The sequence below is a fragment of the Paramesorhizobium endophyticum genome (assembly GCF_014640615.1).
GTDB lineage: Bacteria > Pseudomonadota > Alphaproteobacteria > Rhizobiales > Rhizobiaceae > Paramesorhizobium > Paramesorhizobium endophyticum.
Map to the genome: position 1 here is coordinate 69,467 of NZ_BMHH01000001.1, position 23,981 is coordinate 93,447.

A 23,981-nucleotide genomic window follows, 5' to 3' on the forward strand; every position below is an offset into this window, starting at 1 on the left:
GCTCAGGCCCTCCTTCCGGCGTCCAGCCTGACGAGCCGGTCCATGCGCAGGGCAAGGGCCGGGTCATGGGTCGCGACAACAAGCGTTTTTCCCTTGGCCAGCGCGAGCAGGCTGTCCATGACCTTCAAGGCTGTCTGGTGATCGAGATGGGCGGTCGGCTCATCGGCGAGGATGATCGCGGCCTCAGTGTTGAAGGCGGCACGGGCGAGCGACAGGCGCAGCGCCTCGCCACCGGAAAGGCCGATGCCGCTTTCGCCCAGCGCCGCGCGGTTCCTGATAACATCGGTGAGGTTTGCCGCTTCCAGCGCCGCTTCGATTTCAGCCTCGCCGCCGTCGCGTCCGAGGGTGATATTGGCCTCAGCGGAACCCGCGAAGATATGCGGCTTCTGTCCCACCCAGGCCATGCGGGCGCGGATATCCGCCGCCGTTTCGGGGAGAAAGGGGGGGCCGCAGAGGGTGATATTCCCCTCTTCCGGGATCACAAGCCCCCCCATCAGCGCCAGCAAGGTGGACTTGCCGCAGCCGCTCGGCCCCCAGAGGGCGACATGTTCGCCGGGGGAGACGGTGAGGTTAAAATTGTCGAACAGAGGGGTGTCGCTGCCGGCGTGGCGGAAGCGGAGGTTGGTGAGGTGGAGGGCAGCTTGCCCCTCACTCACTCTAGCAGGTTGCCCCTCACCCTTACCCTCTCCCCGCGCGCGGGGAGAGGGGGACACGGACGTTTCCGTCTCGTTCTTCTGCCGGGTGCAGGGGAAAAAGGACGAAGACGCGACGTTGACGCCCCCCTCTCCCCGTTCTTTACGGGGAGAGGGTAAGGGTGAGGGGCAAAATTGTGCTGCGTCGCTCACCATGGCCGCCCCCTCCCCCCCCAGCACCTCAAGCGCTTTTATCGCCGCCTCGCCCGAGGCTCGGTCGTGCCAGACAGCGGAGAGATCGCGCAGGGGTTCGAAGAAGGCGGGGGCGAGGAGCAGGATGAAGAAGCTTTCCGGCAGCGTCAGCTTGCCGCCCCAGGCGCCGAAATCGAGCTGGCCGAGAAGGTGAAAGCCGGTATAGACCGCGACCATGGCGACGCCGAGCGCGGAGAAAAGCTCAAGCACCGCCGACGACAGAAAGGCGATGCGCAGCACGACCATGGTGCGCCGGCGCAGACTTTCCGCGTTGTTCCGCAGGCGGTGGGCGGTCAGGTCGACGGCGTCGAAGGCGCGGATGGTGGAAAGCCCGCGCAGGCGGTCGAGCAGAAAGCCGTTCATGCCGCCAAGCTCCGCCAGTTGCGCCTCGCTCGCGGCTTTTGCGCGCCAGCCGATCAGGGCCATGAAGACCGGTATCAATGGCGCGGCAACAAGAAGGATGAGCGCCGCCACCCAGGAAAACCACAGGACAACCGCAAGAATAACAAGCGGCACGACGCTCACCCGCTGCCGCACCGGCTGGAAGCGCGAGAGATAGGGAATGACCGCCTCGGCCTGTTCGGCGATGACGCTGGCAGCAAGGCCCGAGGCGGGACGGCTGTTATCAAGCGGCGAGCGGCGCATGAGGGCGCAAACCGCGCGCTCGCGCAGCACCGCAAGCGTCGCCCTCGCGGCTTTGAAGGCAATGCGGCTGCCGGCGGCGTCGAGCGCCGCGCGGATGATGCCAAGCATAAGCACGGCGATGGCGATCCAAGCCACCTGCGTGAGCGCGCCGCCCTTCATCACCAGCCCCAGCGCATAGGCCAGCAACCCCGCCTGCGGCAGCCAGAGCAGGGCAGCGCCGGTTTGCAGCACTGCACCTGCTCCGACTTTCATTCTTGGCTGGGCATGGACCTTGTCCGAAAACCGCTTCGCACTTTTCGGGGCCATGCCTGTGGGAGACGATTCCGGTAAGGCTACGGCTTTCACCCGGACTGCTTCAGTCGCGCGGGTTTCGGCGGCAGCCTCGGGGGCGGCCACGAATTCGTTGGAGACAGCAATGGTCACGCGCTTTCACCGTCCTTCTTGCGGGACTGGCGGCTCTTGCCGAAGGAGACGATGCGGTCCTTCGCCTCCAGGAAGCGTGTCACCTTCGCGCCCAGCGCCAGCAGGGTCGCGAGCCGGTCGGTGTCGAGCTGCTTCACGTCGTCATACCAGTTGGTCAGTTGCTCGATGAGCCCGTACATGTCCTGCATCCGGCTCTGCGCGTATTGCTCGGTCTCACTGGCGGGCCGCTGCATCAGGATTTCGCGCAGCACCGTCATGGTCGGGTCGATCTCGCGCTTCTTGCGCTCCTCGGCCAAGGTGCGCAGGATTTGCCAGACATCGTCGGGGGTGGTGAAGAAATCGCGCCGGTCGTTCGGCAGATGCTTCAGCACCACGAGGTTCCAGCCCTGCAACTCCCGCAGCCCCATGGAGACGTTGGAACGCGAGACGCCCAGCGCATCGACGATCTGGTCGGCGCAGAGCGGCTCGGGCGAAACATAAAGCAGCGCATAGATCTGCCCGACCGTGCGGTTGATGCCCCACCGACTGCCCATTTCACCGAAATGCAGCACGAAGGACTGAACGATGGGGGGAAGGTCCATGACACTCTCTTCCGAAGTTTCAGTAATTTCTGAAATCTCAATAAGCCCGAATTTGCGCGATAGCAAGCAATTTGCAAAAATTTCAGGGCTATCCGGGACGTTTCGCCGCATAAGGGGTGTTTTGTAGCCAAGCGCAGATGCGTGGCATCCCTCCTCCCGGAATTTCCTCAAATGGGCATAGCCTCGCCGCCACACCCTGCCAAATCACGGGTGTTCACGATCGGCAGACGAGGAAATAGAGTCTGTCAGAGTTCAACTGACACGCTGTGAAGAAAAGGCGCGGAGTCCTGCCGTCATCCTCGGGCGTGTCCCGAGGATCTGCCATAAGAAAAAGAATAAGCGATTACCGTCCTGACAGATTAAGCCACGGCAGATTCTCGGGACAAGCCCGAGAATGACGGCGAGAGGGGCGCTGTTTCAAGCTGGTTCTGACAGATACTCGTGCGATCGGCAAACCAGCTTGGGCAGCGCAAGGGGGCGCCATCAGCGTCTCTTGCGGCTTTTCGGGAGGCCGTCTTTTGGCGGATTGCGGTATAGAGCCGCGCGGGTGAGCAGCATCAGGGCGACGGGGGTGGTGACCATGATGAAGAAACCGATCAGCACGTCATGCAGGACAAGCCCGCCATCGCGCACCGAGAAAAAGACGATCGAAGCAAGCAGGATGCAGCTTGCGCCCCAGCTTGCCCCCATGGCCGGGGCGTGAAGGCGGTCGTAGAACGTCTTGAAACGGAGAAGGCCGATCGCGCCGACCAACGTGATGGCCGCGCCCATGAGCAGGAGGAACGCCGCCAGCAGCGCCGCCCAGAGGGGAAGATCCGCGCCCGTCATTCGATCACCTCCCCGCGCATGAGGAATTTGGCGAGCGCCAGCGTGGAGACGAAACTCAGGAGGCTGATGATCAGCGCCGCCTCGAAAAAGAGCGTGCTGCCCGTCCTGATGCCGAGCGTGACGAGCAGAAGCATGGCCCCGATATAGAAGGCGTCCATGGCGAGGACACGGTCCGCCGCGCGCGGCCCGATGAAGAGCCGGATGAGCGCGAGCGCCATCGCGGCGACCAGCATCATCTGCGCCGCCAGAAGCGACCAGGAGAGAATGGCAGCGCTCATTCGTCTGTCTCCTCGAACATGTCGCGGAGCGGACGCTCATAGCGCTCCTGGATCAGATCGCGCCAATATCGCTCGTCCTCCATGTCGAGCACATGGACGAGCAGTTCTCCGCTTCGCGCGCTGTAGCCGACCCATGCCGTGCCCGGCATGGCGTTGAGAATGACGGACAGGACGGCGAGCCCGGTGGGATCGCGCAGGGCAAGGGGAACGCGCATGAAGGCGGATCTTGGCGTCCTTCCCGGCGTCAGAATGAGACGAGCGGCATCGATGTTCGAGCTTATGCCGTCCATGAAGACACGGGCGAAAAGGACCGGGGCAAGGCGCCAGCGCCGGACATGCGGCTTCGACGGCTCCAGCACCCGCATGGTCCATGAGGCGAAAATGGCGATGATGGCGCCGAGCAGCATGTCGCCGGTGGAAACGCCGTTCAGCAGCAGCCACATGACGAACAGCGACAGGGCGAGCAGCGGATATGGCAGGATGGGCGTCATCGGCTTTTCTCCTCCACGTGCGGCGCGGCAAGAACGCTGCGGATATAATCCTGGGGCGCGTTCAGCGATTGCGCCGTCGCCTGCAGATAGCGCATGACCGGCGCGGCACCCACCACCAGCCCCAGACAGAGCAGGAGCAGCCCGATGACGGGCGCGATCTCGACGAGCCTCACGGGCGGCACGCTGCGCTCCAGCGGCGTCCAGAAATTGCGGATGCCGATGCCTGTCAGGGAGATGAGGCCTCCCAGACCGGCAGAACCCATCAGCAGGACCAGAGCCCAGTGCATTGCCGCTATCGGCTCGGGATGGCCGAGCCCCCCAGGATTGAGGATGGAGGAGATCAGCATGAATTTGGCGATAAAGCCGGAAAAGGGCGGCAGCCCGATCAGCACGATCGTGCAGATGATGAAGCAGACGCTGAGAATCGCCGGCGTCGCCGGAATGGTAAGGCCGACCTCCTCCTCTTCTTCCTCGTCCTCATCGTCAAAGTCCATCATCAGGGTGAGAACATTGGCGACCGTATCGCGGCCGCGCTCGATGAGCTCCGCCAGCAGAAAGAGCGCGGCGATGCCCAATGTGGTTGAGAGCATGTAGAACAGGAGGGCCGCGACCGTCGGCACCCCGCCGACGCCGATGGCGGCGATGAGCGTGCCGGACGAGATGAGCACGCCGAAGCTTGCGATGCGGCCGATCGCCCGCGATCCCAGCACGCCGAGGACACCGAAGACGATCGTCGCCATGCCGCCCGCGATAAGCCATTGATCGCCGAAACCGGCCAGCACACCCGTGCCGAAGAACAGGTGCGACAGCCTGAGGATGGCATAAATGCCGACCTTGCTAAGGATGGCGAACATCGCCGCCACGGGCGCTGCGGCGGCGGCATAGGCCGGTGTCAGCCAGAAGCCGAGCGGCCACATGCCCGCCTTGACCAGAAAGACGAGGCCGAGGATCGCCGCGCCCGCCTCGACGAACACCCGGTCGCCGGGTGACACCAGCGGGATGCGCGTTGCCAGATCCGCCATGTTGAGCGTGCCGGTCACGCCGTAAAGCAGGCTCACGCCGATAAGGAACAGAGCGGATGCGGCGAGGTTGAAGACGATATAACGCAGGCCCGCCTTGACGCGCCTGACGCCGGAGCCGTGCAGGGCGAGGCCGTAGGAGGCCGCCAGCGTCAGCTCGAAGAATACGAAAAGATTGAAGAGATCGCCGGTCAGGAACGCGCCGTTCAGCCCCATCAGCAGAAGCTGGAAGAGGGTATGGAAATGCGGCCCTCCCTGCTGCCAGCATGCCAGGGCATAGACGAGTGACGCGACGGCGAGAACGGCCGTCAGCACCAGCATCAGCGCCGAGAGCCGGTCGAGCGCCAATACAATGCCGAAGGGCGCTGAATAGTCGCCCAGACGATAGACGCTGGCCCCCAGGCCATTTCGCCCCGCCATGACCATCAGCGTTACCGCAACGCCGAGCAGAAGGGTCGCTGAGGCAAGGCTGATCGCCGCCTTCAGCCCGTGGCGGCGCTCGTCGAAGAGGAGCATCAGCGCGCCGGTCACCAGCGGCAGCACGACCGGCACGACGATGAGATGGTGAAGCCAGGAGGCCGTCATTTCTGCTCCCTGCCATCGACATGGTCGGTGCCCGTCAGCCCGCGCGAAGCGAGCAGGACAACGAGGAAAAGCGCCGTCATGGCGAAGCCGATGACGATGGCCGTCAGCACGAGGGCCTGTGGCACCGGATCGCCGTAAAGTGCGGGATCGCCGGGGCCTGATTTTTGCAGCACAGGCGGAGCGCCCAGTTTGAGGCGCCCCATGGCGAAGATGAAAAGATTGACACCATAGGAAATGAGCGACAGGCCGACGACGAGCTGGAAGGTGCGCGGACGCAACAGCAGCCAGATGCCCGACCCGATCAACAGTCCTATGGCAAGGGCGAGGATCAGTTCCATCAGCGCTTCCTCCTCGGCGCGGCGGAACGCGCGGCGCGGTGGCTGCGCACCGACTGGTGCGCAAGCGCGACCAGCACCAGCACCGTGGCGCCGACGACCAGCAGGAACACGCCCAGATCGAACAGGAGCGCGCTCGTCACCGGGATTTCGCCCACCAGCGGCAGCACTGGATAATGGATATACTCGGTCAGGAACGGATAGCCGAAGACCCAGGAGCCCATGCCGGTGAATGCGGCGATGAGCAGGCCCAGCGCGATCCAGCGCAGCGGCAGGATGCGCAAGCGGCTTTCGGCCACGCGGATGCCCGCCGCCATATATTGCAGGATGAAGCCCGCCGCCAGCGCGACGCCCGCGGCGAAGCCGCCGCCCGGCAGGTCATGGCCGCGCAGGAACAGGTAAACCGCGAAGACGATGATGACCGGAAAAAGCCATTGCATGATGACCGACGGGACGGCGAGATAATCGGCAAGCGTATCGCCGGCCTGGCGACCCGCCTTCATCTGATCGTCGGCGTTCTGGATATATTGCTGGCGGGGCGCGGCGATGCTTTCCGGCGCGGGGCGGAAGCGGCGCAAGAGCGCGAAGACGCTCAAGGCCACCACGCCCAGCACCGCGATCTCGCCGAAAGTGTCGAAGCCGCGGAAATCGACCAGGATGACATTGACGATGTTCCTTCCGCCGCCTTCGGTATAGGCGTGCTCGATGAAGTAATCGCCGATATTGCTCGTCACAGGCCGGGTCATGATCGCATAGGCGAGAAAGGCCATGCCGCCTCCCCCCGCCGCGGCGATCAGAAAATCGCGATGGCGCCGGAGACGCGGGCCGGTCTCGACCGGCATCATTTCCTCTCCAGCCGGGCGCTTGGGCAGCCAGCGCAAGCCGAGGAGGATGAGCACCATGGTAACGATCTCGACCAGAAGCTGGGTCATGGCGAGATCGGGCGCGGAGGCCCATGCGAAGGTGACACAGGTGACGAGTCCCGCTCCCCCGAGCATGGCCAGCGCGGTCAGCCGATGGAAGGTGGCGTTGGCCGCTGCTCCGACGGCGCAGATGCCGCCCAATATCCATAACCAGGCAAAGACCGGATCGATGGGAAGCCTGGGCGCCAGGCCGGCATACGCGCCTGCCTGATAGAAGGGCAAGGCCCCAGCGACGAGCGCCGCAACAACCAGAATGCGCAATTGCGGCTGGAGGCGGCGGGTGCTGAGCCAATATCTGGCAATGCGCGGCCAGCGCCAGAACAGCGTCGCGAGGGCGCGTTCGAAAATGCCCTTCGCCCTGATGTGGCGGAACCAGGGAGGGCCGTCCTCGCTCGTCGCCAGATATTTCGCGAGGAAGAAATAGAGCGTCACTCCGCCCGCCAGCGCAATCGCGCTCATCAGCAGCGGCAGGTTGAAGCCATGCCAGACGGCGAGGCTGAACCGCGGCGTTTCGGCACCCAGCACGCCTATGGCGGCGGTGCGCAGATAGGAACCGACCGAGACGCCGGGCACGATGCCGATGACAAGGCAGGCGAGCACCAGGAAAGCGATCGGAATATACATCCAGTGCGGCGGCTCGTGCGGCGCCCGGGGCAGATCGTCCGGCGGCGGGCCGAAGAAGACGCCATGGATGAAGCGGGTCGAATAGGCGACGGTGAAGATGCCGGCAATCACCGCGAAATAAGGCTCGGCGGCGTCGAGCATGTTGTCGCGGTGGAGCGCGACCGTTTCGGCGAAAAACATCTCCTTGGAAATGAAGCCGTTGAGAAGCGGCACACCGGCCATCGCCGCGCTCGCCACCATGGCGAGCGTCGCCGTGATGGGCATGTAGCGGAACAGCCCGCGCAGGCGGCGCATGTCGCGCGTGCCGGTCTCATGGTCGATGATGCCGGCAGCCATGAACAGCGACGCCTTGAACGTGGCATGGTTGATGATGTGGAAGACAGCGGCGACGGCGGCAAGTTGGCTCCCGAGGCTCAAGAGCAGCGTAATGAGGCCCAGATGGCTGATCGTCGAATAGGCGAGCAGCCCTTTGAGATCCTGCTGGAACAGCGCGAACCAGGAGCCGAGGACGAGCGATGCAAGGCCGGATATGCCCAGAACCCAGAACCATTCGGGCGTACCGGCGAAAATCGGCCACAACTGCGTCAGAAGGAACACGCCGGCGCCCACCATGGTCGCCGAATGGAGATAGGCCGAGACGGGCGTTGGCGCCGACATGGCGTTGGGCAGCCAGAAATGGAAAGGGAACTGCGCGCTTTTGGTGAGCGCGCCCAGCACGATCAACAGCATGGCGGGCAGGAAAAACGGGCTTTCGCGGATAATCTCGCCGGAAGCCAGCACCCGGTCGAGATCGTAACTCCCGACGATATGGCCAAGAAGCAAGACCCCGAAGAAGAGCGAGGCACCGCCCGCGCCGGTGATTGTCAATGCCATGCGCGCGCCTTCCCGCGCCCCGGCATTCTGGTACCAATAGCCGATGAGCAGGAAGGAAAAGATGCTCGTCAACTCCCAGAAGATGACCAACAGGACCAGATTTCCTGACAGCACCAAGCCTAGCATGGCGCCCATGAAAGCGAGGAAATAGGAGAAGAAGCGCGGCACGGGATCGGCGGGCGACATGTAATAGCGCGCATAGATGATGACGAGCAGCCCGATGCCCGTCACCAGGACGGCGAACATCCAGGCAAAGCCGTCCATGCGCAGGAGGAAATCCAGCCCATAGTCAGGAAGCCAGGAGAATCCTCCTCGCACGATGCCACCGCCGCTGACACCCGGATAAAGCACGAGGGTGAGGATCAAACCGGCAAGCGCAACCGCTCCGGCGAAGAAAGCCTCGCCATTATGATCGCTCCGCCGGAAGAAGGCGATGATAATGCTGCCCGCGAAAGGGGTGATTACAAGCAGAAGCAGCAGGACGCCATTACTCACCATCCGCCGCCATACCTTCCCTTAAGCACAGACCACGAAATCTCAAGGCATAGTATAGTTTTCAACAGCCTACACCGCAGTAAACAACGGCAGAAAATCTTACTTCCATGGAGTTTTTCATTTTACCCTCTCCAGATTATTTATGCGAACGGGTCAACTTACTCTACTGACACTCGACCGATCGCTATCCGAAGGTTTTTCCCGACCATCAGCCCGGCAGCTGTCATCATCCCAAGCGCTCTTCAACGCCTGATGCGCCGAAAGGCTCCCTCCGATCTCGCTGGCTGCGCTGAATCGTCTCAGTCGCTGCAGCGCGCAAAAAAATATCGGCGGGACAGAGGCTGTCCCGCCGATGTCTGGTCACCGCAATTTTCCGGGAATTATTTCCCCGCCACGCCCTCCAGTTCCGCCAGCACATCGGCGTCGAGATCCAGCTCGGCGGCGGCAAGGTTCTCGCGCAGATGGGCGACGGACGAAGTGCCGGGGATGAGCAGGATGTTCGGCGCGCGGCGGAGCAGCCAGGCGAGCGCCACCTGCATCGGCGTCGCGCCAAGACGGGCCGCCACATCGGACAGGGTGGACGATTGCAGCGGGCTGAAGCCGCCGAGCGGGAAGAAGGGCACATAGGCGATGCCGTCACGGGCGAGATCGTCGATGAAAGCGTCGTCGCCGCGATGCGCCAAATTGTACATGTTCTGCACGCAGACGATCTCGCAGATGCGGCGGCCTTCGGCCAATTGCGTGGGCGTGACATTGCTGAGGCCGATATGGCGCACCAGCCCCTGACGCTGGAGGTCGGCGAGCACGGTTAGCGGCGCCTCAATCGACCCTTCGGCAGGGCCGTGCGCGTCGAACATGATGCGGAGGTTGACGATTTCAAGCACATCGAGCCCGAGATTGCGCAGATTGTCATGGACGGCCTGCGTCAGTTCCTCCGGCGCATAGGCCGGCAGCCAAGAGGCGTCATCCCCGCGCCGCGCGCCGATCTTGGTGACGATGACCAGATCGTCCGGATAGGGATGCAGCGCCTCGCGGATCAGCTGGTTGGTGACGTGGGGGCCATAGAAATCGCTGGTGTCGATATGGTTGACGCCGCTTTCCACCGCCTCGCGCAGCACCTTGATCGCAGCGTCGCGGTCCTTGGGCGGGCCGAACACACTGGGTCCGGCGAGCTGCATGGCGCCATAGCCGAGGCGCTTCACGGTGCGGTTGCCGAGCTTGAAGGTGCCTGCTCTGGTGATATCGGTCATGGGTATCTCCTCTTGTGACAGCATGGAGATAAGCCCTGTTCGATCCGCTGATAATCCAGTACAATCGGCACAGGTTGTGCGGAGAAACGAACAATGGCAATCGACCTCGGAGATTTAAATGCCTTCCTGGCGGTGGCGCGAGCCGGTGGCTTCCGCGACGGCGCGCGGGTGAGCGGCATGAGCCCCTCCGGTCTCTCCGAAGCGATCCGGCGGCTGGAGGCGAAGCTGGGCGTGCGGCTCTTCAACCGGACGACGCGCAGCGTGGTGCTGACCGAGGCGGGCCAAGGCCTGATGGAGCGGCTCTCCCCTGCCCTCACCGAGGTGGAAGCGGCGCTCGACGTGGTGAACCGCTATCGCGAGCGTCCCACGGGCGTGCTGCGCCTCAACGTGCCGGTGAGCGCGGCGCGGCTGGTGCTGCCACGGATCGTCCCGCCATTCCTTGCGGCCTATCCGGATATCCGGCTGGAAGTCGTGACCGAGGAGAGTTTCGTCGATGTGCTCGCCGCCGGATGCGATGCGGGCATTCGCTATGAGGAGCAGCTGGAGCAGGACATGATCGCCGTGCCCATCGGGCCGCGCGTCCAGCGCTATGGGGCAGCCGCCTCCCCTGCCTATCTCGACGCACGGGGCCGTCCGGAACACCCGCGCGACCTGCTCGATCACGCCTGCCTGCGCCATCGTTTTCCCAGCGGCGCGATGCCGCCCTGGGAATTCGAGCGCGACGGCGAGATCGTGCGGGTCGACCCGCCGGGGCCGCTCATCGTGCAGGCAAGCGGCGGCATCGATCTGGCCGTGGATGCGGCGGTCGCGGGTCTCGGCATTGTCGGGCTGTTCGAGGACTGGCTCCAGCCTTATTTCGACAAGGGCGCTCTCGAACCGGTTCTGGAGCCGTGGTGGCAGCGCTTCTCCGGGCCGTTCCTCTATTATCCCGGACGGCGCTTCGTGCCCGCGCCGCTGCGGGCGTTTGTCGATTTCATCAAGACGCAGAATTTTTCCCGATAAAAATCGTCTCACTTCCGGATAGACCGTCGCGAAGCTCTATTCAGCCATGCTACGAAAGTAATGATCATGTCTTTACCCAAGGAGAACGGAAATGCGGAAGATCATCGTAGGCGCGATGACCAGCCTCGACGGGGTGATGCAGGCGCCGGGCGGGCCTGAGGAAGACCCGACGGGAGATTTCAGGTTCGGCGGCTGGGTGCCGCATTATTTCGACAAGACGCTTGAGGAAATGGTGGGCGAGATGTTCTCGAAGCCCTTCGACCTGCTCCTGGGCCGAAAGACCTATGACATCTTCGCCGCGCATTGGCCTTACGCGCCTCCCGGCGATCCCATCGGGTCGATGTTCGACCGCATCAACAAATATGTCGCCTCCCGCAATCCGGGTTTGAAACTCGACTGGCAGAACAGCCATGTGCTTAAGCCTGATGCCGTGGCCGGGGTAAAGGCGCTTAGGGATGGGGATGGTCCGGACTTGCTGACGCAGGGCTCGACCGACTTCCTCAAGACGCTTTTCGAATATAATCTGGTCGACGAGATCAATGTCTCGATCTTTCCGCTCATTCTCGGCAAGGGCAAGCGCCTGTTCGGTGACGGCTCCTTCCCTCATGGCTGGAAGCTCGTGAGCTCCAAGACCTCCGACAATGGCGTCACCATCAACAAATATGTCCGCGGCGGCGAGATCGTCACCGGCTCGTTCGAGTTCGAAACGCCGACCGCGGCGGAGTTGGAGAGACGGAAGAATTTGACCTGAGCAACGAAGCTTGCGCCATCTATTCGCTTCCGGCCCCTTAGAATGTTGTAAAACTGACATATAACACCGATAATGATCAAAAACTGACATTTTAATGTCCGTTAAAGATCATTATCAGTGGGGCGCATTATGCGGAAGAGAACCAAAAGCTTGATGACGGCAGCCAAGATCGGCGTCGCTGTTGGGGCTATCATTGCGGCAACGTCATCAGCGGGCGCGGAAGACGGCAAACTTCGGATCCTGACGTTAAATATCTGGAACAAGTTCAAGCAGACCCCGCAGGTCACCTCCGATTTCATGATCGGCGGCAACTGGGATGTGCTGACATTTCAGGAGGCCAATGGCAGCCGCTATGTGTCGGACATTCCCGGAATCCTCGAGAATGCGGGGCTAGGAAAATATGGCGGCATACTGACCGGCGATGTCGGTGTGATATCGCGGCTTCCCGGCAGTTTCGGCAGCTACACATCGCCGGGCCTCAATACCCAAGGCCGTTACGTAAGCTATACCATTGCCAACGAGGATAGCGGGCGTCCGCAGACGCTGATCGGGACAGTGCATCTAGACTACAGCGACCCGGCGACCAAGCGCATGGCCGAGGCGAAGGCCTTGAACAATTGGGCCAGGGGAGCAAGCCTGCCAGTTATCCTAACCGGTGATTTTAATGCGGGCGATGTATCGGAGCGCGGCCTGCATTCGGTCAGCCAGCAGGAGTTGCTCCTGCGGATTTACACCAAGAACCCGACCAATAGTTTTTACTACGATCTGCTCCGTCAATACGCCACGGATGATGCGGCGCTCGACAAGTTCATCAGCGACTGGAAAGGTAAAGGCGGAGCGGCAATCGATGCCGCGGCCATACCGACCGGCCTGTTCAACGACGAGATGTATCCGATTGCCGGCAACACACCCCAAACCATGAACATTCTGAAGAAGCAATTCATGCTGCTTCAGACCGATGCAGAACGTGAGGGCTTCAAACCGCACGAGCTCAATGACGGTAGCGGCACTTGGCCTTCGGCGGGCGAGGATGACGAAAATGTCTGGGGAAGCTGGCACCGGGTGAAGATCGATCATTTCCTGGCAAGCCGTCCCTTCGGCAAATGGTACAAGATAGACGATGATCCGAACGATCCCTATGCGGGCGTCATCAAGGATGTCTATGTCACCAAGCCCGATGGGACCACGGCCCCCGTTTCCGACCATGAACCGGTAGCACATACCTTCAAATGGGTTGGACCTGCCCTCGCGACCTATATGGACGGCACGGTTGGGAAAACACGTCTCATCTGGGGCGCGGTGGCACCGGTGTTTGAGGAAAACAGCAAGGAATTTTACCTTTCCCGCAACAACATGCGGAACGACGTCTATCTCGGGCAAATTTCCGACGATAACGGCAATCCCATCCTCACCGGCCTGACGGATCAGGAAAAGAAGACACTGCTCGATTGCAAGAGCACAGACGCGCGCTTTCAGCAGGCGATCGAGGAGTACTGCATCGATGATCACAGTTTCATCGGCGAAACGGTCGTCACCGATGGCGGCACGGTGATCGTCGACGAAGACGCGGCGCTGGGCGGCCCGGATGCGGCCCTGCGGCTCGTCAATGGTGGCTTGCGGGTGGCCGGAACCGCGATGCATAGTCTGAACCGCGAGGTGGAACTGCAGGGGCTTGGCTGGATCGATATCGCGGATGCCTCCAACATTGTTTCCGCCGACCAGCAGATCAGCGGCGCGGGCGCCCTGTCGAAGCGCGGGGACGGGACGCTCGTCCTTTCCGCCGCCAACAGCTATACGGGCGGCACGATCGTCGAGAACGGCGTATTGAAAGCAGGCGTGGCTGGCGCTTTCGTCAACAATACCGCCTATGCGGTCAATGGCGGCACGCTTGATCTCAATGGCTTCGACCTCACCATGTCGCTCCTGACCGGCGCGGGCACGGTGAAGACCGGCGGCGCGGCGCTCGGCATCGGCACGCTCACGCCTGATGGAGACGATATCGGCACGCTGACCGTCGATGGCGACCTGACGCTGGGGGCAGGATCGACCTATATCGCCAATATCGCGCCTGACGGCACGGGCGACAAGCTGGCGGTGACGGGGAAGGCCACGCTCGAGGGCGGAGACGTTTATATCTCCAAGCTCGCGGGCAATTACATGCCGGGGCAGCGCTATACGATCCTGACCGCCGATGGTGGCGTCGCCGGCGCGTTCGGCAATTTGAGCCAGAACATGCCCTTCGTCGATCTCGGCCTCACCTACGATCCGCGCAATGTCTATCTCGACATCGCCCGCAATGATGTGGCGTTCCCCACCATCGGCATCACGCGCAACCAGAAGGCTACCGCTGGGGCAATCGAGGCGCTCGGCGCGGGCAACGAGGTGTATGATGCCGTCGTGCTGCAGGACAGCGAGGCGGCTGCGCGCGGCGCCTTCGACCAGCTCTCGGGCGAAATCCACGCTTCGGCCACGACTGCGCTCATCAATGACAGCCGCTTGATCCGCAGCGCAGTCAACGACCGTCTGCGCACGGCCTTCAACGATGTGGCCGCAACGGACCTGCCGGTGCTGGGCTATGGGCCGGATGCCAAGCCGCTTGTGAAGGGCGAGACGCCGCAAATGGCGGCGTGGGGGCAGGCCTTCGGCGCGTGGAGCAAGACCGATGGCAACGGCAACGCTGCCGATCTCGACCAGTCGACCGGCGGTTTCGTCACCGGCTTCGACACGGCGGTTGCCACCGACTGGCGCCTCGGCGCTTTTGCCGGTTACAGCCGCACCAGTTTCGATGCGAGGGGCTCGGGCGAAAGCGACAATTACCATGTCGGCGTCTATGGCGGCGGGCATTTCGGCGCGCTGTCGCTGCGCTCCGGCCTTGGCTATAGCTGGCATTCGGTCGAGACCTCCCGCTCGGTTGCCTTCTCCGGCTTTGAGGACCGTCTGAAAGCCGATTACGATGCCGGCACCTTCCAGGCCTTCGGCGAGCTCGGCTACCGGATCGATATGAAGCAGGTCGCCTTCGAGCCTTTCGCCAACCTTGCCCATGTGCGGGTGAAGACGGACGGCTTCACCGAGACGGGCGGCGCGGCGGCACTGTCGGCGGCGGAAGAGACGACATCCACGACCTTCACCACGCTCGGTCTTCGGGCTTCGGCACCGTTCACGCTCGGCACTGTTGAGGCTGAAGCGCGCGGCACGGTCGGCTGGCAGCATGCCTATGGCGACACCACGCCGGTCTCGACGCTGGCCTTCGACGGCGGCAATGGCTTCTCGGTGGCGGGCGTGCCGCTGGCCGAGGACATGGGCCTTGTCGAAGCCGGGTTCGACGTCAAGCTCAGCGAGCGCACCACGCTGGGCGTCAGCTACACCGGCCAGTTCGGCTCGGATGTGAAGCAGAACGGCGTCGATGCGCGGTTTGCCGTGAAGTTCTGATGTTAGAAAGCCCCGGGCGCCCCGAAAGGCGCCCGGGGCTTGTTTTAAGCCTGCTTTAAAGACAACAGCTCCGTGGGTCCGCCGAGGATTGGGCCGGCTTTGGCAAGCCGTCCATCAAGTGCACAGACGGTAGCTCCATGGTTCCAGGCAATAGCTAGATGCAAAGCATCGCCGCTGCGAACACCCAAGGTGTAACGGTCGGCAAATCTCGCGGCTGTACGAAAATGCTCGCTGGTCACCGGCAGCAGCGTAAAGCTGCGGCAACAAGCAAATTAAATTCCACGAAGGACGCTGCTCGCTGTTCGACCGTAAGCGTTCCGGTCCTTACCTTCAAAGCTACCGCGGACGAAAATTCAGTAATCGTCCAATCGCTGATGAATAATTGCGCCGATTCGTGTTCGCTAAGCCAAGCTTGCGCACGATCACTCGCGATTTCGGCGTTCGAGAGTGCAGCGACGATGAGCGACGTATCAAGATAATACATGCGTTAATAACGCTCATCATCTCGCATTCGCCGTATGAACTCGCCGGGATGTTCGGTTTCCTTTGGCAGCGTATCGGTGAAGGCCCGCAACCTTTTGAAATCAATTGGCTTGCGGGGAGGTATTGATTTTAGCTCCGGTTCCGCCGGAACAAGCCGGGCCACCGTCTTGCCGTGCCGGGTAATTTCAATGGAATTTCCAGCTTCCACCTGATCGAGAAGCTCGCTCAAATGGGCCTTTGCATCCGCCAGATTAACCGCGTTCATGTCACGCTCCTGACCAATATAGAGGTCATATAGCGTATTTTCCGCCTGAACGCTAGGATGGGCCTATATCCCCTCCCCCTGGCTCACCATCACAGCTTCCTGCGTCAGCGTGGCGATGAAGCGTTTGGTGCGCTCATGCTCGGGGCTGCTGAACAGCTGCCGCGCCGGGCCTTTTTCCACCACGACGCCGCCGTCGAGAAACACCGCTTCCTGCGCGATGGTCGAGGCGAGGCGCAGATCGTGGGTGGCGATGACCATGGTGGTGCCTTCCTTCGCCAGATGGCTCAGCACATCCACCACTTCCTGCGCCAGTTCCGGGTCGAGCGCTGAGGTCGGCTCGTCGCAGAGCAGTACCCTCGGCGACATGGCGAGCGCACGGGCGATGGCGACGCGCTGCTGCTGGCCACCCGACAGAGTCGAGGGCCAGACGTCGGCCTTGTGCGCCATGCCGACTTTCTCCAGAAGCTCCATCGCATGGGCGCGGGCGCGCGCCTCCGGCCATTTCAGCACGGCGATCGGGCCTTCCATGACGTTCTCGATGGCGGTGCGATGCGGAAACAGCTGGAAATTCTGGAAAACCATGCCGGTCTGGCGGCGGATGCGCTGGATATCGGCGGTGGGAACGCGCTTGCCTTCCTCGAACACGATGCGCTCATCGCCGATGCGCAAAGCGCCGGAGGTGGGGATTTCGAGCAAATTTATGCAGCGCAGCAGCGTGCTCTTGCCCCCGCCCGAGGGGCCGATGAGAGCGGTGACGCTGCCTTCGTTCATGGTAAGCGACACGCCCTTGAGGACGGCGAGATCGCCGAATTTCTTTACGATATTTTCCAAGCCGATCATGACCGCGCCTCGATGAAACCGCCATAGCGCCCCAGCCGCTTTTCAAGCCGGGCCTGGAGATGGGAGAGAACCGAACTCATCGCCAGATAGATGATCGCGGCCTCGATATAAAGGATCAGCGGCTCATAAGTCGTGGCGACGATGCGTTGCGCCGCCATGAACAGCTCCGGCACGGTGATGGCGGCGGCCAGAGACGTATCCTTGACGAGCGAGATGAAGGTGTTCGACAGCGGGGGGACGGCGACGCGCGCGGCCTGCGGCAGCACGGTGCGGCGCATGGCCTGCGGCCAGGTCATGCCGATGGAATAGGCCGCCTCCCATTGCCCCTTGGGCACCGAGCCGATGGCGGCGCGGATGATCTCGGAGCTGTAGGCGCCGATGTTGAGCGTAAAGCCGATCAGCGCCGCGGGGAAAGCGTCGAGTACAATGCCGGCGCTCGGCAGGCCGTAGAAGATCAGGAACAATTGCACCAGCAGCGGCGTGCCTCTGATAATCCAGACATAGAAGCGCACGAGCCAGACCAGCGGGCGCGGCCCGAACAGCCGGATGAGCGCCACGATCAGCCCGAGCGTGAGCCCGAATGCGAAGGAAAGAAGCGTGAGAGGAGCGGTGAATTTCACGGCCGCGATCAAGAGCGGTCCGAGCGATTCCAGCATGAGCTGAAGCCAGTTGGGCAAGGATTGTCCTCCCTGTGCGCCGCAAACTTTAGAATAAACAAAACTGACCGGCTCAGGGGAACCGGTCAGTCCTTCATGCGCGAATTCCGCTTATTTCGAAACGTCCTGGCCGAAATATTTGTCGGAAATCTTCTGATAGGTGCCGTCGGCCTTGATGTCCGCCAGCGCCTTGTTGATCGCGGCGAGCAGGTCCGGCTGGTTCTTGTTGATGATCACGCCGGAATAATCGGCCTTTTCCTCTGTCGCGACGACCTTCACATTGGCGTCGGGCTTGTGCTTCTTGAAGTCGAGGAAGGACAGGCTGTCATTGACGGTCGCGTCGGCGCGGCCATTCAGAACAAGCTGGATCGACTGGTCGAAACCATCGGTGCCGACGAGCTCGGCGCCGTTCGAGGCGGCAAGCTTGCCGAAATTGCTGGTCAGCGACTGGGCCGATTTCTTGCCCTTCAGATCGGCGAAGGTCTTGATATCGGTGTTGTCGCCGCGCACGATCAGCGCCGCCTTGGAAGCGATGTAGGGATCGGAGAAGTCGTACTTCTTCTTGCGTTCCTCGGTGATGCCCACCTGGTTGATGACGGAGTCATAACGGTTGGCGTCGAGACCGGCGATAAGACCGTCCCAGCGGCCTTCCAGGAACTGCGCCTTCACGCCCAGCTTCTGCGCGATCGCCTCACCGATCTCCACGTCGAAGCCGACGAGCTTGCCCGTGTCGTCATGATAGGTGAAGGGCGCGTAGGTGCCCTCGGTGCCGATACGGAACACGCCGGAGGACTTGATCTCCGCCAGATCATTGGCGTGGGCGGGAGCGAACACCAGAAGCTGCAGGGCGCCGGCGACGAGCAGCGAAAGCAAGCGTTTCATGATTTTGCGTTTCCTGAGTTTCGGCCTTTTTGGCCGGAGATTGCTTGGAGCCAGAGAATGGCAAAAACATAACAGGATTGAAACGCGAATGGTTTTCTAAACCAGCGAAATATTGGAATTTGAATCGCATAAATAGCTTCGTTTTAGCAAAAAATCGCCCGATACCTATCATGGTGGCGGCAGGGCGGAAAAAGCTCTCCTGGCTCATCAAGCAAAAATGACAGGGAACCCGCCAGCCAGCAATTCGTTGTCCCATAAGACCAAACAGGAAGGAGAAAATGGGATGAACTGGGATCAGATTGCAGGACAGTGGAAACAGGTTAAGGGCAAGATCCGCGAACAGTGGGGTGACCTTACCGACGACGACATCGACCGCATCGCGGGCAACCGCGATCAATTGGTCGGCCAGGTGCAGGAGCGCTACGGCATCGCCAAGGAAGAAGCCCAGCGCCAGGTGGACGACTGGTCGAGAGGCCTGAATTAAAGCACAACATTCCCCCTTGCGGGGGAGGTGCCCGCGATAGTGGGCGGATGAGGGTGGTGACGTTTGCGCTTTTGCTGGAGACAGTGGCGTACGCGTCACCACCCCCACCCGACCCTTCGGGCCACCCTCCCCGCAAGGGGGAGGGAGGAGGGCAGTGGTTCATCAAGCCGCCAGAACCCTGTCAGGCTCCACCATCTCCAGCCCCAGCGCCTCGGCGACGGGGCGATTGGTGAGGCGGCCTTTATGCACGTTGAGCCCATTGCGCAGATGCGGATTGTCGATCAGCGCCTGCAGGCCATGGTCGGCGAGCTGCAAGCCGTATTTTAAGGTCGCGTTGTTGAGCGCGTGCGTCGAGGTGACCGGCACCGCGCCCGGCATGTTGGCGACGCAGTAATGGATGACGCCGTCCACCTCATAGACCGGATCGGAATGGGTAGTGGCGCGCGAGGTTTCGAAGCAGCCGCCCTGATCGATGGCGACATCGACGATGACGGCTCCCTTCTTCATGCCTGAGAGCATGGCGCGGGTCACCAGCTTCGGCGCGGCAGCGCCGGGGACCAGCACTGCTCCGATGACGAGATCCGCCGAGAAAACCTCCTCCTCCAGCGCCTCAATGGTGGAATAGCGCGTATGAATGCGGCCACGGAAGAGCTCGTCGAGCTCACGCAGGCGCGGAATGGAACGGTCGAGGATGGTAACGTCCGCGCCAAGGCCCGTGGCCATCATCGCAGCGTTGACGCCGACCACACCGCCGCCGATGATAGCGACCTTGCCCGGAGAGACGCCAGGCACACCGCCCAAGAGAATGCCGCGCCCGCCATTGGCCTTCTGCAGGGCCGTGGCCCCCGCCTGTACCGCGAGACGGCCGGCAACCTCGGACATAGGGGCCAGAAGCGGCAGCCCGCCGCGATCATCGGTCACCGTTTCATAGGCGATGGCCGTGACGCCAGAGGCAAGCAGCCCCTTTGTCTGTTCCGGATCGGGCGCAAGATGGAGATAGGTGTAGAGGATCTGCCCTTCGCGCAATTGCGCCCATTCCGAAGGCTGCGGCTCCTTCACTTTTACAATCATGTCGGCGTTGAGGAAGACCTCTTCCGCTGACGGCACCACCAGCGCGCCCGCTTGCCTGTATGCGCCATCGTCGGCGCCGATGCCTGCTCCAGCGCCCGACTGGACGATCACTTCATGGCCATGGGCGACATATTCGCGTACGGCCCCCGGCGTGAGGCCGACGCGATATTCATGGTTTTTGATTTCCTTGGGGCAGCCGACGCGCATTACGCCCTCCTCTTTTTCCAACAGGGATATTGAAGAAATAGGAGGGCGAGCGGCAGTTTCCAATCAAGCGCGCTTTAAGTTGTATAGCCGCGCGATCTAATTCTAAATCCCCTGCCCGCCGGAAACCTCGATACGCTGGGCGTTGATCCAGCGATTATCCTCGGTGAGCAGGCTGGCGATCATCGGGCCGATATCATCGGGCACGCCGACGCGGCCAAGCGCGGTCATACTGGCGAAGAGGCTGTTGAATTCCGGCGTATCGCGGACCGCGCCGCCGAAAAAATCCGTCTCGATCGCCCCCGGCGCAACCGTATTGACCGCGATGCCCCGGCTACCCAGTTCCTTCGCCAGATAGACGCTCAGGACTTCGACAGCACCTTTCACCGCCGCGTAAGCGGACCAGCCTGGAGCCGCAAACCGTGTGAGCCCTGAGGAGAGGTTGACGATGCGCCCGCCATCGGCGATCAGCGGCAGCAGCGTCTGGGTGAGGAAAAACACGCCCTTGAGATGGACATTGACCAGCCGGTCGAACTGTTCTTCCGTCGTCTCACTGACAAGCCCATAGTCGCCATGACCGGCATTGTTGACGAGATGGTCGAAGCTCTCGCGGCCCCAATTCTCGCGCAGCGCAGCGCGCAGGGTTTCGGCGAAAGGCGGGAAGGCGGCGACATCGCCCGTATCGAGCTGGAAGGCGAGCGCGCGGCGGCCCATCGCCTCGATCTCGGCGACGACCGCCTCGGCATCGGCGCGGCGGCTTTGATAGGTGATGATGACATCGCCGCCGCCGCGGGCAATGCTGATTGCGGTGTTGCGGCCAAGGCCGCGGCTGGCGCCGGTGACAAGTGCAATCTTGGTCATGCTGGACTCCCTTAAGTGAGCTTTCGGTGCCCATTCATATCCACCACGCGCGCCCGACCGTGTTGCTGGAAACTCGACAATTCTTGCCTGATCGTCCAAAAGAGATGCGAAGAGCGCGGCGGTGGGGTAGGCTCGTGGCATGAGTACACTTCTCGACACTATCAGGCGCTATGCCCAGTCCCATGCCGACAGCGCCGGAATCGCGCGAACGCCGATCCCCGGCCTTACCCTTGTGCGCGGTACTGCGCCGAGCGGTCTCGATCATGCGATTTCCCGCCCCCTCGCCTGCCTGGTGCTGGCCGGAGCCAAGCATGTGGCGATGGGAGCGGAAAGTTTTGCCTTTTCCGCTGGGGATTCCCTGCTGATCGCGGCGGATGTGCCGACCGTGAGCCAGATCACCCGTGCCAGCCCCGCCGCGCCTTATTTTTCATTGGTGCTGGAGCTCGACCCGGCGGTCATTGCCGGCCTTGTGGCGGAAATGAGTGCCGCGCCCGATGACGACGCGCGGCCCATACGGGTGGAGCCGACCGAGGCGGAAGTGGCCGATGCCGCTTTGCGGCTGATGCGGCTTCTGGACCGCCCGGCTTCGCTGCCTGTGCTGCAGGCGCAATTGGTGCGGGAGATGCATTATTGGCTGTTGGCGGGGCGGCATGGGGCGGCGATAAGGCGGCTCGGCTGGCCGGATGGGCATGTGCAGCGCGTGGCGCGAGCGGTGGCCATGCTGCGCGCCGAATTTGCGAAGCCCCTGCGGATCGAGCAGCTTGCGGCGGTGGCGGGCATGAGCCCCTCCTCCTTCCACCAGCATTTCCGCGCTGTCACCTCGCTTTCGCCCCTGCAGTTCCAGAAGCAATTGCGTCTTATCGAGGCAAGGCGGCTGGTGCTGTTCGAGGACATGACCGCAAGCAGCGCGGCTTTCGCGGTGGGCTATGAGAGCGTGCCGCAGTTCACCCGCGAATATGCGCGGCTGTTCGGGCTGCCGCCCGTCCGCGACCGGAAGACGGCAAAAGGTGTCATCGCCGCGGCGGAGTGACTGCCCGTCACTCCTTGGACTTGGAGGAAATGCGCTCCAGCCAGCCGAGCATGACGGCGGAGATAACGAAGGCGAGATGGATGATCGTATACCACATCAGCTTGCCATCGTCATAATGGTCGGCGTTGAGGAATATCTGCAGCAGATGAATGGAGGAGATCGCCACGATCGAGGATGCGACCTTGATCTTCAGGCTGCCGGCATCGAGCTTGCCGAGGAAAGAAACGTCCGCGTCCGTCTCATCGAAACGGCTGACGAAATTCTCATATCCAGAGATCATCACCATGACGATGAGGCTCGCCACCAGCGCCGCGTCGATGAGGCCAAGCATGGCCAAGATCATCTCCGCTTCGCCATAGCTGAACACGTTCTGCGCGATCTTCAGGAACTTGCCGGCGAAGGAAACGGCGTAGACGGCGAGCGCCGCCACGAGGCCAAGATAGAAGGCGACAAGAATCCAGCGGCTCGACAGGATGATCCGTTCGACCAGCAATTCCAGCGATTTCATGCAGATTCCTCATGGCTTGACCGACGAAGCCTTGTTTAATCAGGGAATATGGCAGCCGCAATACGGTTTTGGCAGGCTGAAAACGATTGCGCCGTGGAAGACGCAATCGTTCTTTTCACGGACAAGCCGCCAGTTGCGCCTAGTCCTTGACCTTCGCCGGCTCCGAGCTGCGGGGATTGTCGAGCTTCTTATAAACTTCCGTCAGCTGCGACTTCAGCGGTCCGCACTTCTTGGTCCGCGCGATGTCTTCGAGCACTTTGTTGCGATTGCGCAAGGCGTCTATCTCCACCTTCTCCGGCGATTTCGGATCCATGAAGAAAAGCGCCGGGAAGAATATCACCGCCCCTGTCACGCCGAGAACGATGTTCTTGCCCTGCGCCTGGGTGCGCTCTTTCAACGTGGCGAGGATCTGGCGCTCATTGGCGGCGAACTCGCGCGAGACCGCCGCGCAATCCAAAGAGCTGTCCGTCGCATTGGTGATGGCAATCGGCTTTGCCTCGCGTCCGCCGCAGCCGGCCATTGCCAGGCTGAGCCCCACCAGGGCCGCGACCGCCAGGCCCGTTCTGTTCATGGTTGCTTTATCCCCACGGGACATTTGTCCACCCCTCTCCAATATAGCCGCACCGCCGGGCGGTGGGCATTCCAAGTCAACCCTCTCAGCCCGCTCGGCGCTCTAAGGAAATAATTGAAATTCAAGAGTTTATCGCCATAATCGGCGCGAGCGGACACGGGCGGCGTCGTAACGAGCCGTACGACCCGGTGTCAACACGTCAAGCGCGTGCATTCCCTTGCGGAAGACAGCCTGTTGCGCAAATGCCGCAATCGTCAGCGCGCCGTGGCAGCGTTGCGTCCATCCGGATATTCCGCCGGGCCTTTGATCTCCAGCTTGTTGCCGAAAGGATCATGGATATAGAAGGAATGCCCCATTCCCCTCGCCCCGCCATGGAAGGCTTCCTGATAAATTTTCACTCCATGGCGCTTCAAATGCGTCCGCATCGCGTCATGGTCGAACGGCCCGATGGCGATGCAGATATGATCGACATTGCGCCCCCCGGCAACCGGCGGTGCCGCCTTCTGGCCTCCGGGGTGGGTAATGTCCCACAGAACGATCAAAGCCGATCCGCACCAGACCTGCTCCATGCCCAATGCGGGATATGAGTAACCCGGCTGGCATCCGAGGACGCCATGATAAAACCGAAGCGCCGCCTCCATGTCATCGACCAGGAGGACGACGTGATCGATACCAACGAGAGAAAACGGAATTTCTGCCGGCATTGTTGG

24 protein-coding genes and 1 pseudogene are annotated in these 23,981 nt (G+C 62.1%); 6 read left to right on the plus strand and 19 right to left on the minus strand.

All coding sequences use genetic code 11. The features are described from left to right. Positions 1-2: 2 nt before the first annotated feature. The 9 genes from cydD to IEX53_RS00415 all read right to left on the minus strand — a co-directional run bounded on the left by cydD (position 3) and on the right by IEX53_RS00415 (position 10,234). The gene (gene cydD / locus IEX53_RS00375) at positions 3-1,781 is read right to left on the minus strand and encodes a thiol reductant ABC exporter subunit CydD (protein WP_236015991.1); all 1,779 of its coding nucleotides are present in this window, start codon (positions 1,779-1,781) and stop codon (positions 3-5) included. Positions 1,782-1,948: 167 nt separating this feature from the next. After that, positions 1,949-2,533: a GbsR/MarR family transcriptional regulator gene (locus IEX53_RS00380; RefSeq protein ID WP_188820342.1), complete on the minus strand. Its 585-nt coding sequence runs from the start codon at positions 2,531-2,533 to the stop codon at positions 1,949-1,951. A 483-nt stretch (positions 2,534-3,016) separates the two neighbouring features. Then, entirely contained in the window at positions 3,017-3,361 is a 345-nt protein-coding gene (mnhG, locus tag IEX53_RS00385) for a monovalent cation/H(+) antiporter subunit G (RefSeq protein ID WP_188820344.1), read from the minus strand. Further along, positions 3,358-3,639, minus strand: a complete 282-nt coding sequence (locus IEX53_RS00390; protein WP_188820346.1) for a K+/H+ antiporter subunit F — start codon at positions 3,637-3,639, stop codon at positions 3,358-3,360. The genes mnhG and IEX53_RS00390 overlap by 4 nt, the downstream gene beginning before the upstream one ends. Continuing rightward, entirely contained in the window at positions 3,636-4,130 is a 495-nt protein-coding gene (locus IEX53_RS00395; protein ID WP_188820348.1) for a Na+/H+ antiporter subunit E, read from the minus strand. Before IEX53_RS00395 ends, IEX53_RS00390 begins: the two co-directional genes overlap by 4 nt. Next, on the minus strand, positions 4,127-5,734 hold the full coding sequence (locus tag IEX53_RS00400) for a monovalent cation/H+ antiporter subunit D (RefSeq protein WP_188820350.1): 1,608 nt from the start codon (positions 5,732-5,734) through the stop codon (positions 4,127-4,129). The genes IEX53_RS00395 and IEX53_RS00400 overlap by 4 nt, the downstream gene beginning before the upstream one ends. After that, positions 5,731-6,072 (minus strand): Na+/H+ antiporter subunit C, encoded by a 342-nt coding sequence (locus IEX53_RS00405; protein WP_188820352.1) that lies wholly within the window; start codon positions 6,070-6,072, stop codon positions 5,731-5,733. Before IEX53_RS00405 ends, IEX53_RS00400 begins: the two co-directional genes overlap by 4 nt. Then, a complete protein-coding gene (locus IEX53_RS00410) occupies positions 6,072-8,987 on the minus strand; it encodes a monovalent cation/H+ antiporter subunit A (protein ID WP_188820354.1) in 2,916 nt (971 codons plus the stop codon). The genes IEX53_RS00405 and IEX53_RS00410 overlap by 1 nt, the downstream gene beginning before the upstream one ends. A gap of 377 nt (positions 8,988-9,364) precedes the next feature. Beyond that, complete coding sequence (locus tag IEX53_RS00415; protein WP_188820356.1) at positions 9,365-10,234, minus strand: aldo/keto reductase family oxidoreductase; 870 nt, start codon at positions 10,232-10,234, stop codon at positions 9,365-9,367. 93 nt (positions 10,235-10,327) lie between these two features. Between IEX53_RS00415 and IEX53_RS00420 the strand changes: the two genes are divergently transcribed. The 3 genes from IEX53_RS00420 to IEX53_RS00430 all read left to right on the plus strand — a co-directional run bounded on the left by IEX53_RS00420 (position 10,328) and on the right by IEX53_RS00430 (position 15,416). Continuing rightward, on the plus strand, positions 10,328-11,236 hold the full coding sequence (locus tag IEX53_RS00420; RefSeq protein WP_188820359.1) for a LysR family transcriptional regulator: 909 nt from the start codon (positions 10,328-10,330) through the stop codon (positions 11,234-11,236). 91 nt (positions 11,237-11,327) lie between these two features. After that, positions 11,328-11,987 (plus strand): dihydrofolate reductase family protein, encoded by a 660-nt coding sequence (locus IEX53_RS00425; RefSeq protein WP_188820361.1) that lies wholly within the window; start codon positions 11,328-11,330, stop codon positions 11,985-11,987. Positions 11,988-12,140: 153 nt separating this feature from the next. Next, a complete protein-coding gene (locus tag IEX53_RS00430; RefSeq protein ID WP_236015973.1) occupies positions 12,141-15,416 on the plus strand; it encodes an autotransporter domain-containing protein in 3,276 nt (1,091 codons plus the stop codon). Positions 15,417-15,460: 44 nt separating this feature from the next. Here IEX53_RS00430 and IEX53_RS00435 read toward each other — a convergent pair. The 5 genes and pseudogenes from IEX53_RS00435 to IEX53_RS00455 form a co-directional block, all read right to left on the minus strand. After that, a pseudogene (locus IEX53_RS00435) lies at positions 15,461-15,900 on the minus strand (type II toxin-antitoxin system VapC family toxin). Positions 15,901-15,903: 3 nt separating this feature from the next. Continuing rightward, complete coding sequence (locus IEX53_RS00440; RefSeq protein WP_188820365.1) at positions 15,904-16,164, minus strand: type II toxin-antitoxin system Phd/YefM family antitoxin; 261 nt, start codon at positions 16,162-16,164, stop codon at positions 15,904-15,906. A gap of 63 nt (positions 16,165-16,227) precedes the next feature. Beyond that, positions 16,228-17,004 carry an amino acid ABC transporter ATP-binding protein gene (locus IEX53_RS00445; protein WP_188820367.1) on the minus strand — a complete coding sequence of 259 codons (777 nt, stop codon included), beginning with the start codon at positions 17,002-17,004 and terminating at the stop codon, positions 16,228-16,230. Next, positions 17,001-17,681 (minus strand): amino acid ABC transporter permease, encoded by a 681-nt coding sequence (locus IEX53_RS00450; RefSeq protein WP_236015974.1) that lies wholly within the window; start codon positions 17,679-17,681, stop codon positions 17,001-17,003. The genes IEX53_RS00445 and IEX53_RS00450 overlap by 4 nt, the downstream gene beginning before the upstream one ends. Before the next feature lie 90 nt (positions 17,682-17,771). Further along, entirely contained in the window at positions 17,772-18,542 is a 771-nt protein-coding gene (locus IEX53_RS00455) for an amino acid ABC transporter substrate-binding protein (RefSeq protein ID WP_188820369.1), read from the minus strand. Positions 18,543-18,586: 44 nt separating this feature from the next. Between IEX53_RS00455 and IEX53_RS00460 the strand changes: the two genes are divergently transcribed. Both IEX53_RS00460 and IEX53_RS00465 read left to right on the plus strand, forming a co-directional pair. Continuing rightward, positions 18,587-18,763 (plus strand): hypothetical protein, encoded by a 177-nt coding sequence (locus IEX53_RS00460; RefSeq protein ID WP_188820371.1) that lies wholly within the window; start codon positions 18,587-18,589, stop codon positions 18,761-18,763. Between the two features lie 62 nt (positions 18,764-18,825). After that, positions 18,826-19,026: a CsbD family protein gene (locus IEX53_RS00465; protein ID WP_188820373.1), complete on the plus strand. Its 201-nt coding sequence runs from the start codon at positions 18,826-18,828 to the stop codon at positions 19,024-19,026. A gap of 162 nt (positions 19,027-19,188) precedes the next feature. Here IEX53_RS00465 and ald read toward each other — a convergent pair whose 3' ends face one another. Together ald and IEX53_RS00475 are read right to left on the minus strand one after the other, a co-directional pair. Next, positions 19,189-20,304, minus strand: a complete 1,116-nt coding sequence (gene ald, locus IEX53_RS00470; protein ID WP_188820374.1) for an alanine dehydrogenase — start codon at positions 20,302-20,304, stop codon at positions 19,189-19,191. Positions 20,305-20,406: 102 nt separating this feature from the next. After that, positions 20,407-21,162, minus strand: a complete 756-nt coding sequence (locus IEX53_RS00475; RefSeq protein WP_188820376.1) for an SDR family oxidoreductase — start codon at positions 21,160-21,162, stop codon at positions 20,407-20,409. Between the two features lie 139 nt (positions 21,163-21,301). Here IEX53_RS00475 and IEX53_RS00480 point away from each other — a divergent pair, with 139 nt between their 5' ends. Continuing rightward, complete coding sequence (locus tag IEX53_RS00480) at positions 21,302-22,192, plus strand: AraC family transcriptional regulator (protein WP_188820379.1); 891 nt, start codon at positions 21,302-21,304, stop codon at positions 22,190-22,192. Between the two features lie 7 nt (positions 22,193-22,199). Here the strand turns inward: IEX53_RS00480 and IEX53_RS00485 are convergent, their stop codons facing one another. The 3 genes from IEX53_RS00485 to IEX53_RS00495 form a co-directional block, all read right to left on the minus strand. Next, positions 22,200-22,700, minus strand: a complete 501-nt coding sequence (locus IEX53_RS00485) for a TIGR00645 family protein (RefSeq protein WP_188820381.1) — start codon at positions 22,698-22,700, stop codon at positions 22,200-22,202. A 139-nt stretch (positions 22,701-22,839) separates the two neighbouring features. After that, positions 22,840-23,271: a hypothetical protein gene (locus IEX53_RS00490; protein ID WP_373288507.1), complete on the minus strand. Its 432-nt coding sequence runs from the start codon at positions 23,269-23,271 to the stop codon at positions 22,840-22,842. Positions 23,272-23,525: 254 nt separating this feature from the next. Then, the gene (locus IEX53_RS00495) at positions 23,526-23,975 is read right to left on the minus strand and encodes a VOC family protein (RefSeq protein WP_188820385.1); all 450 of its coding nucleotides are present in this window, start codon (positions 23,973-23,975) and stop codon (positions 23,526-23,528) included. Positions 23,976-23,981 lie beyond the last annotated feature (6 nt).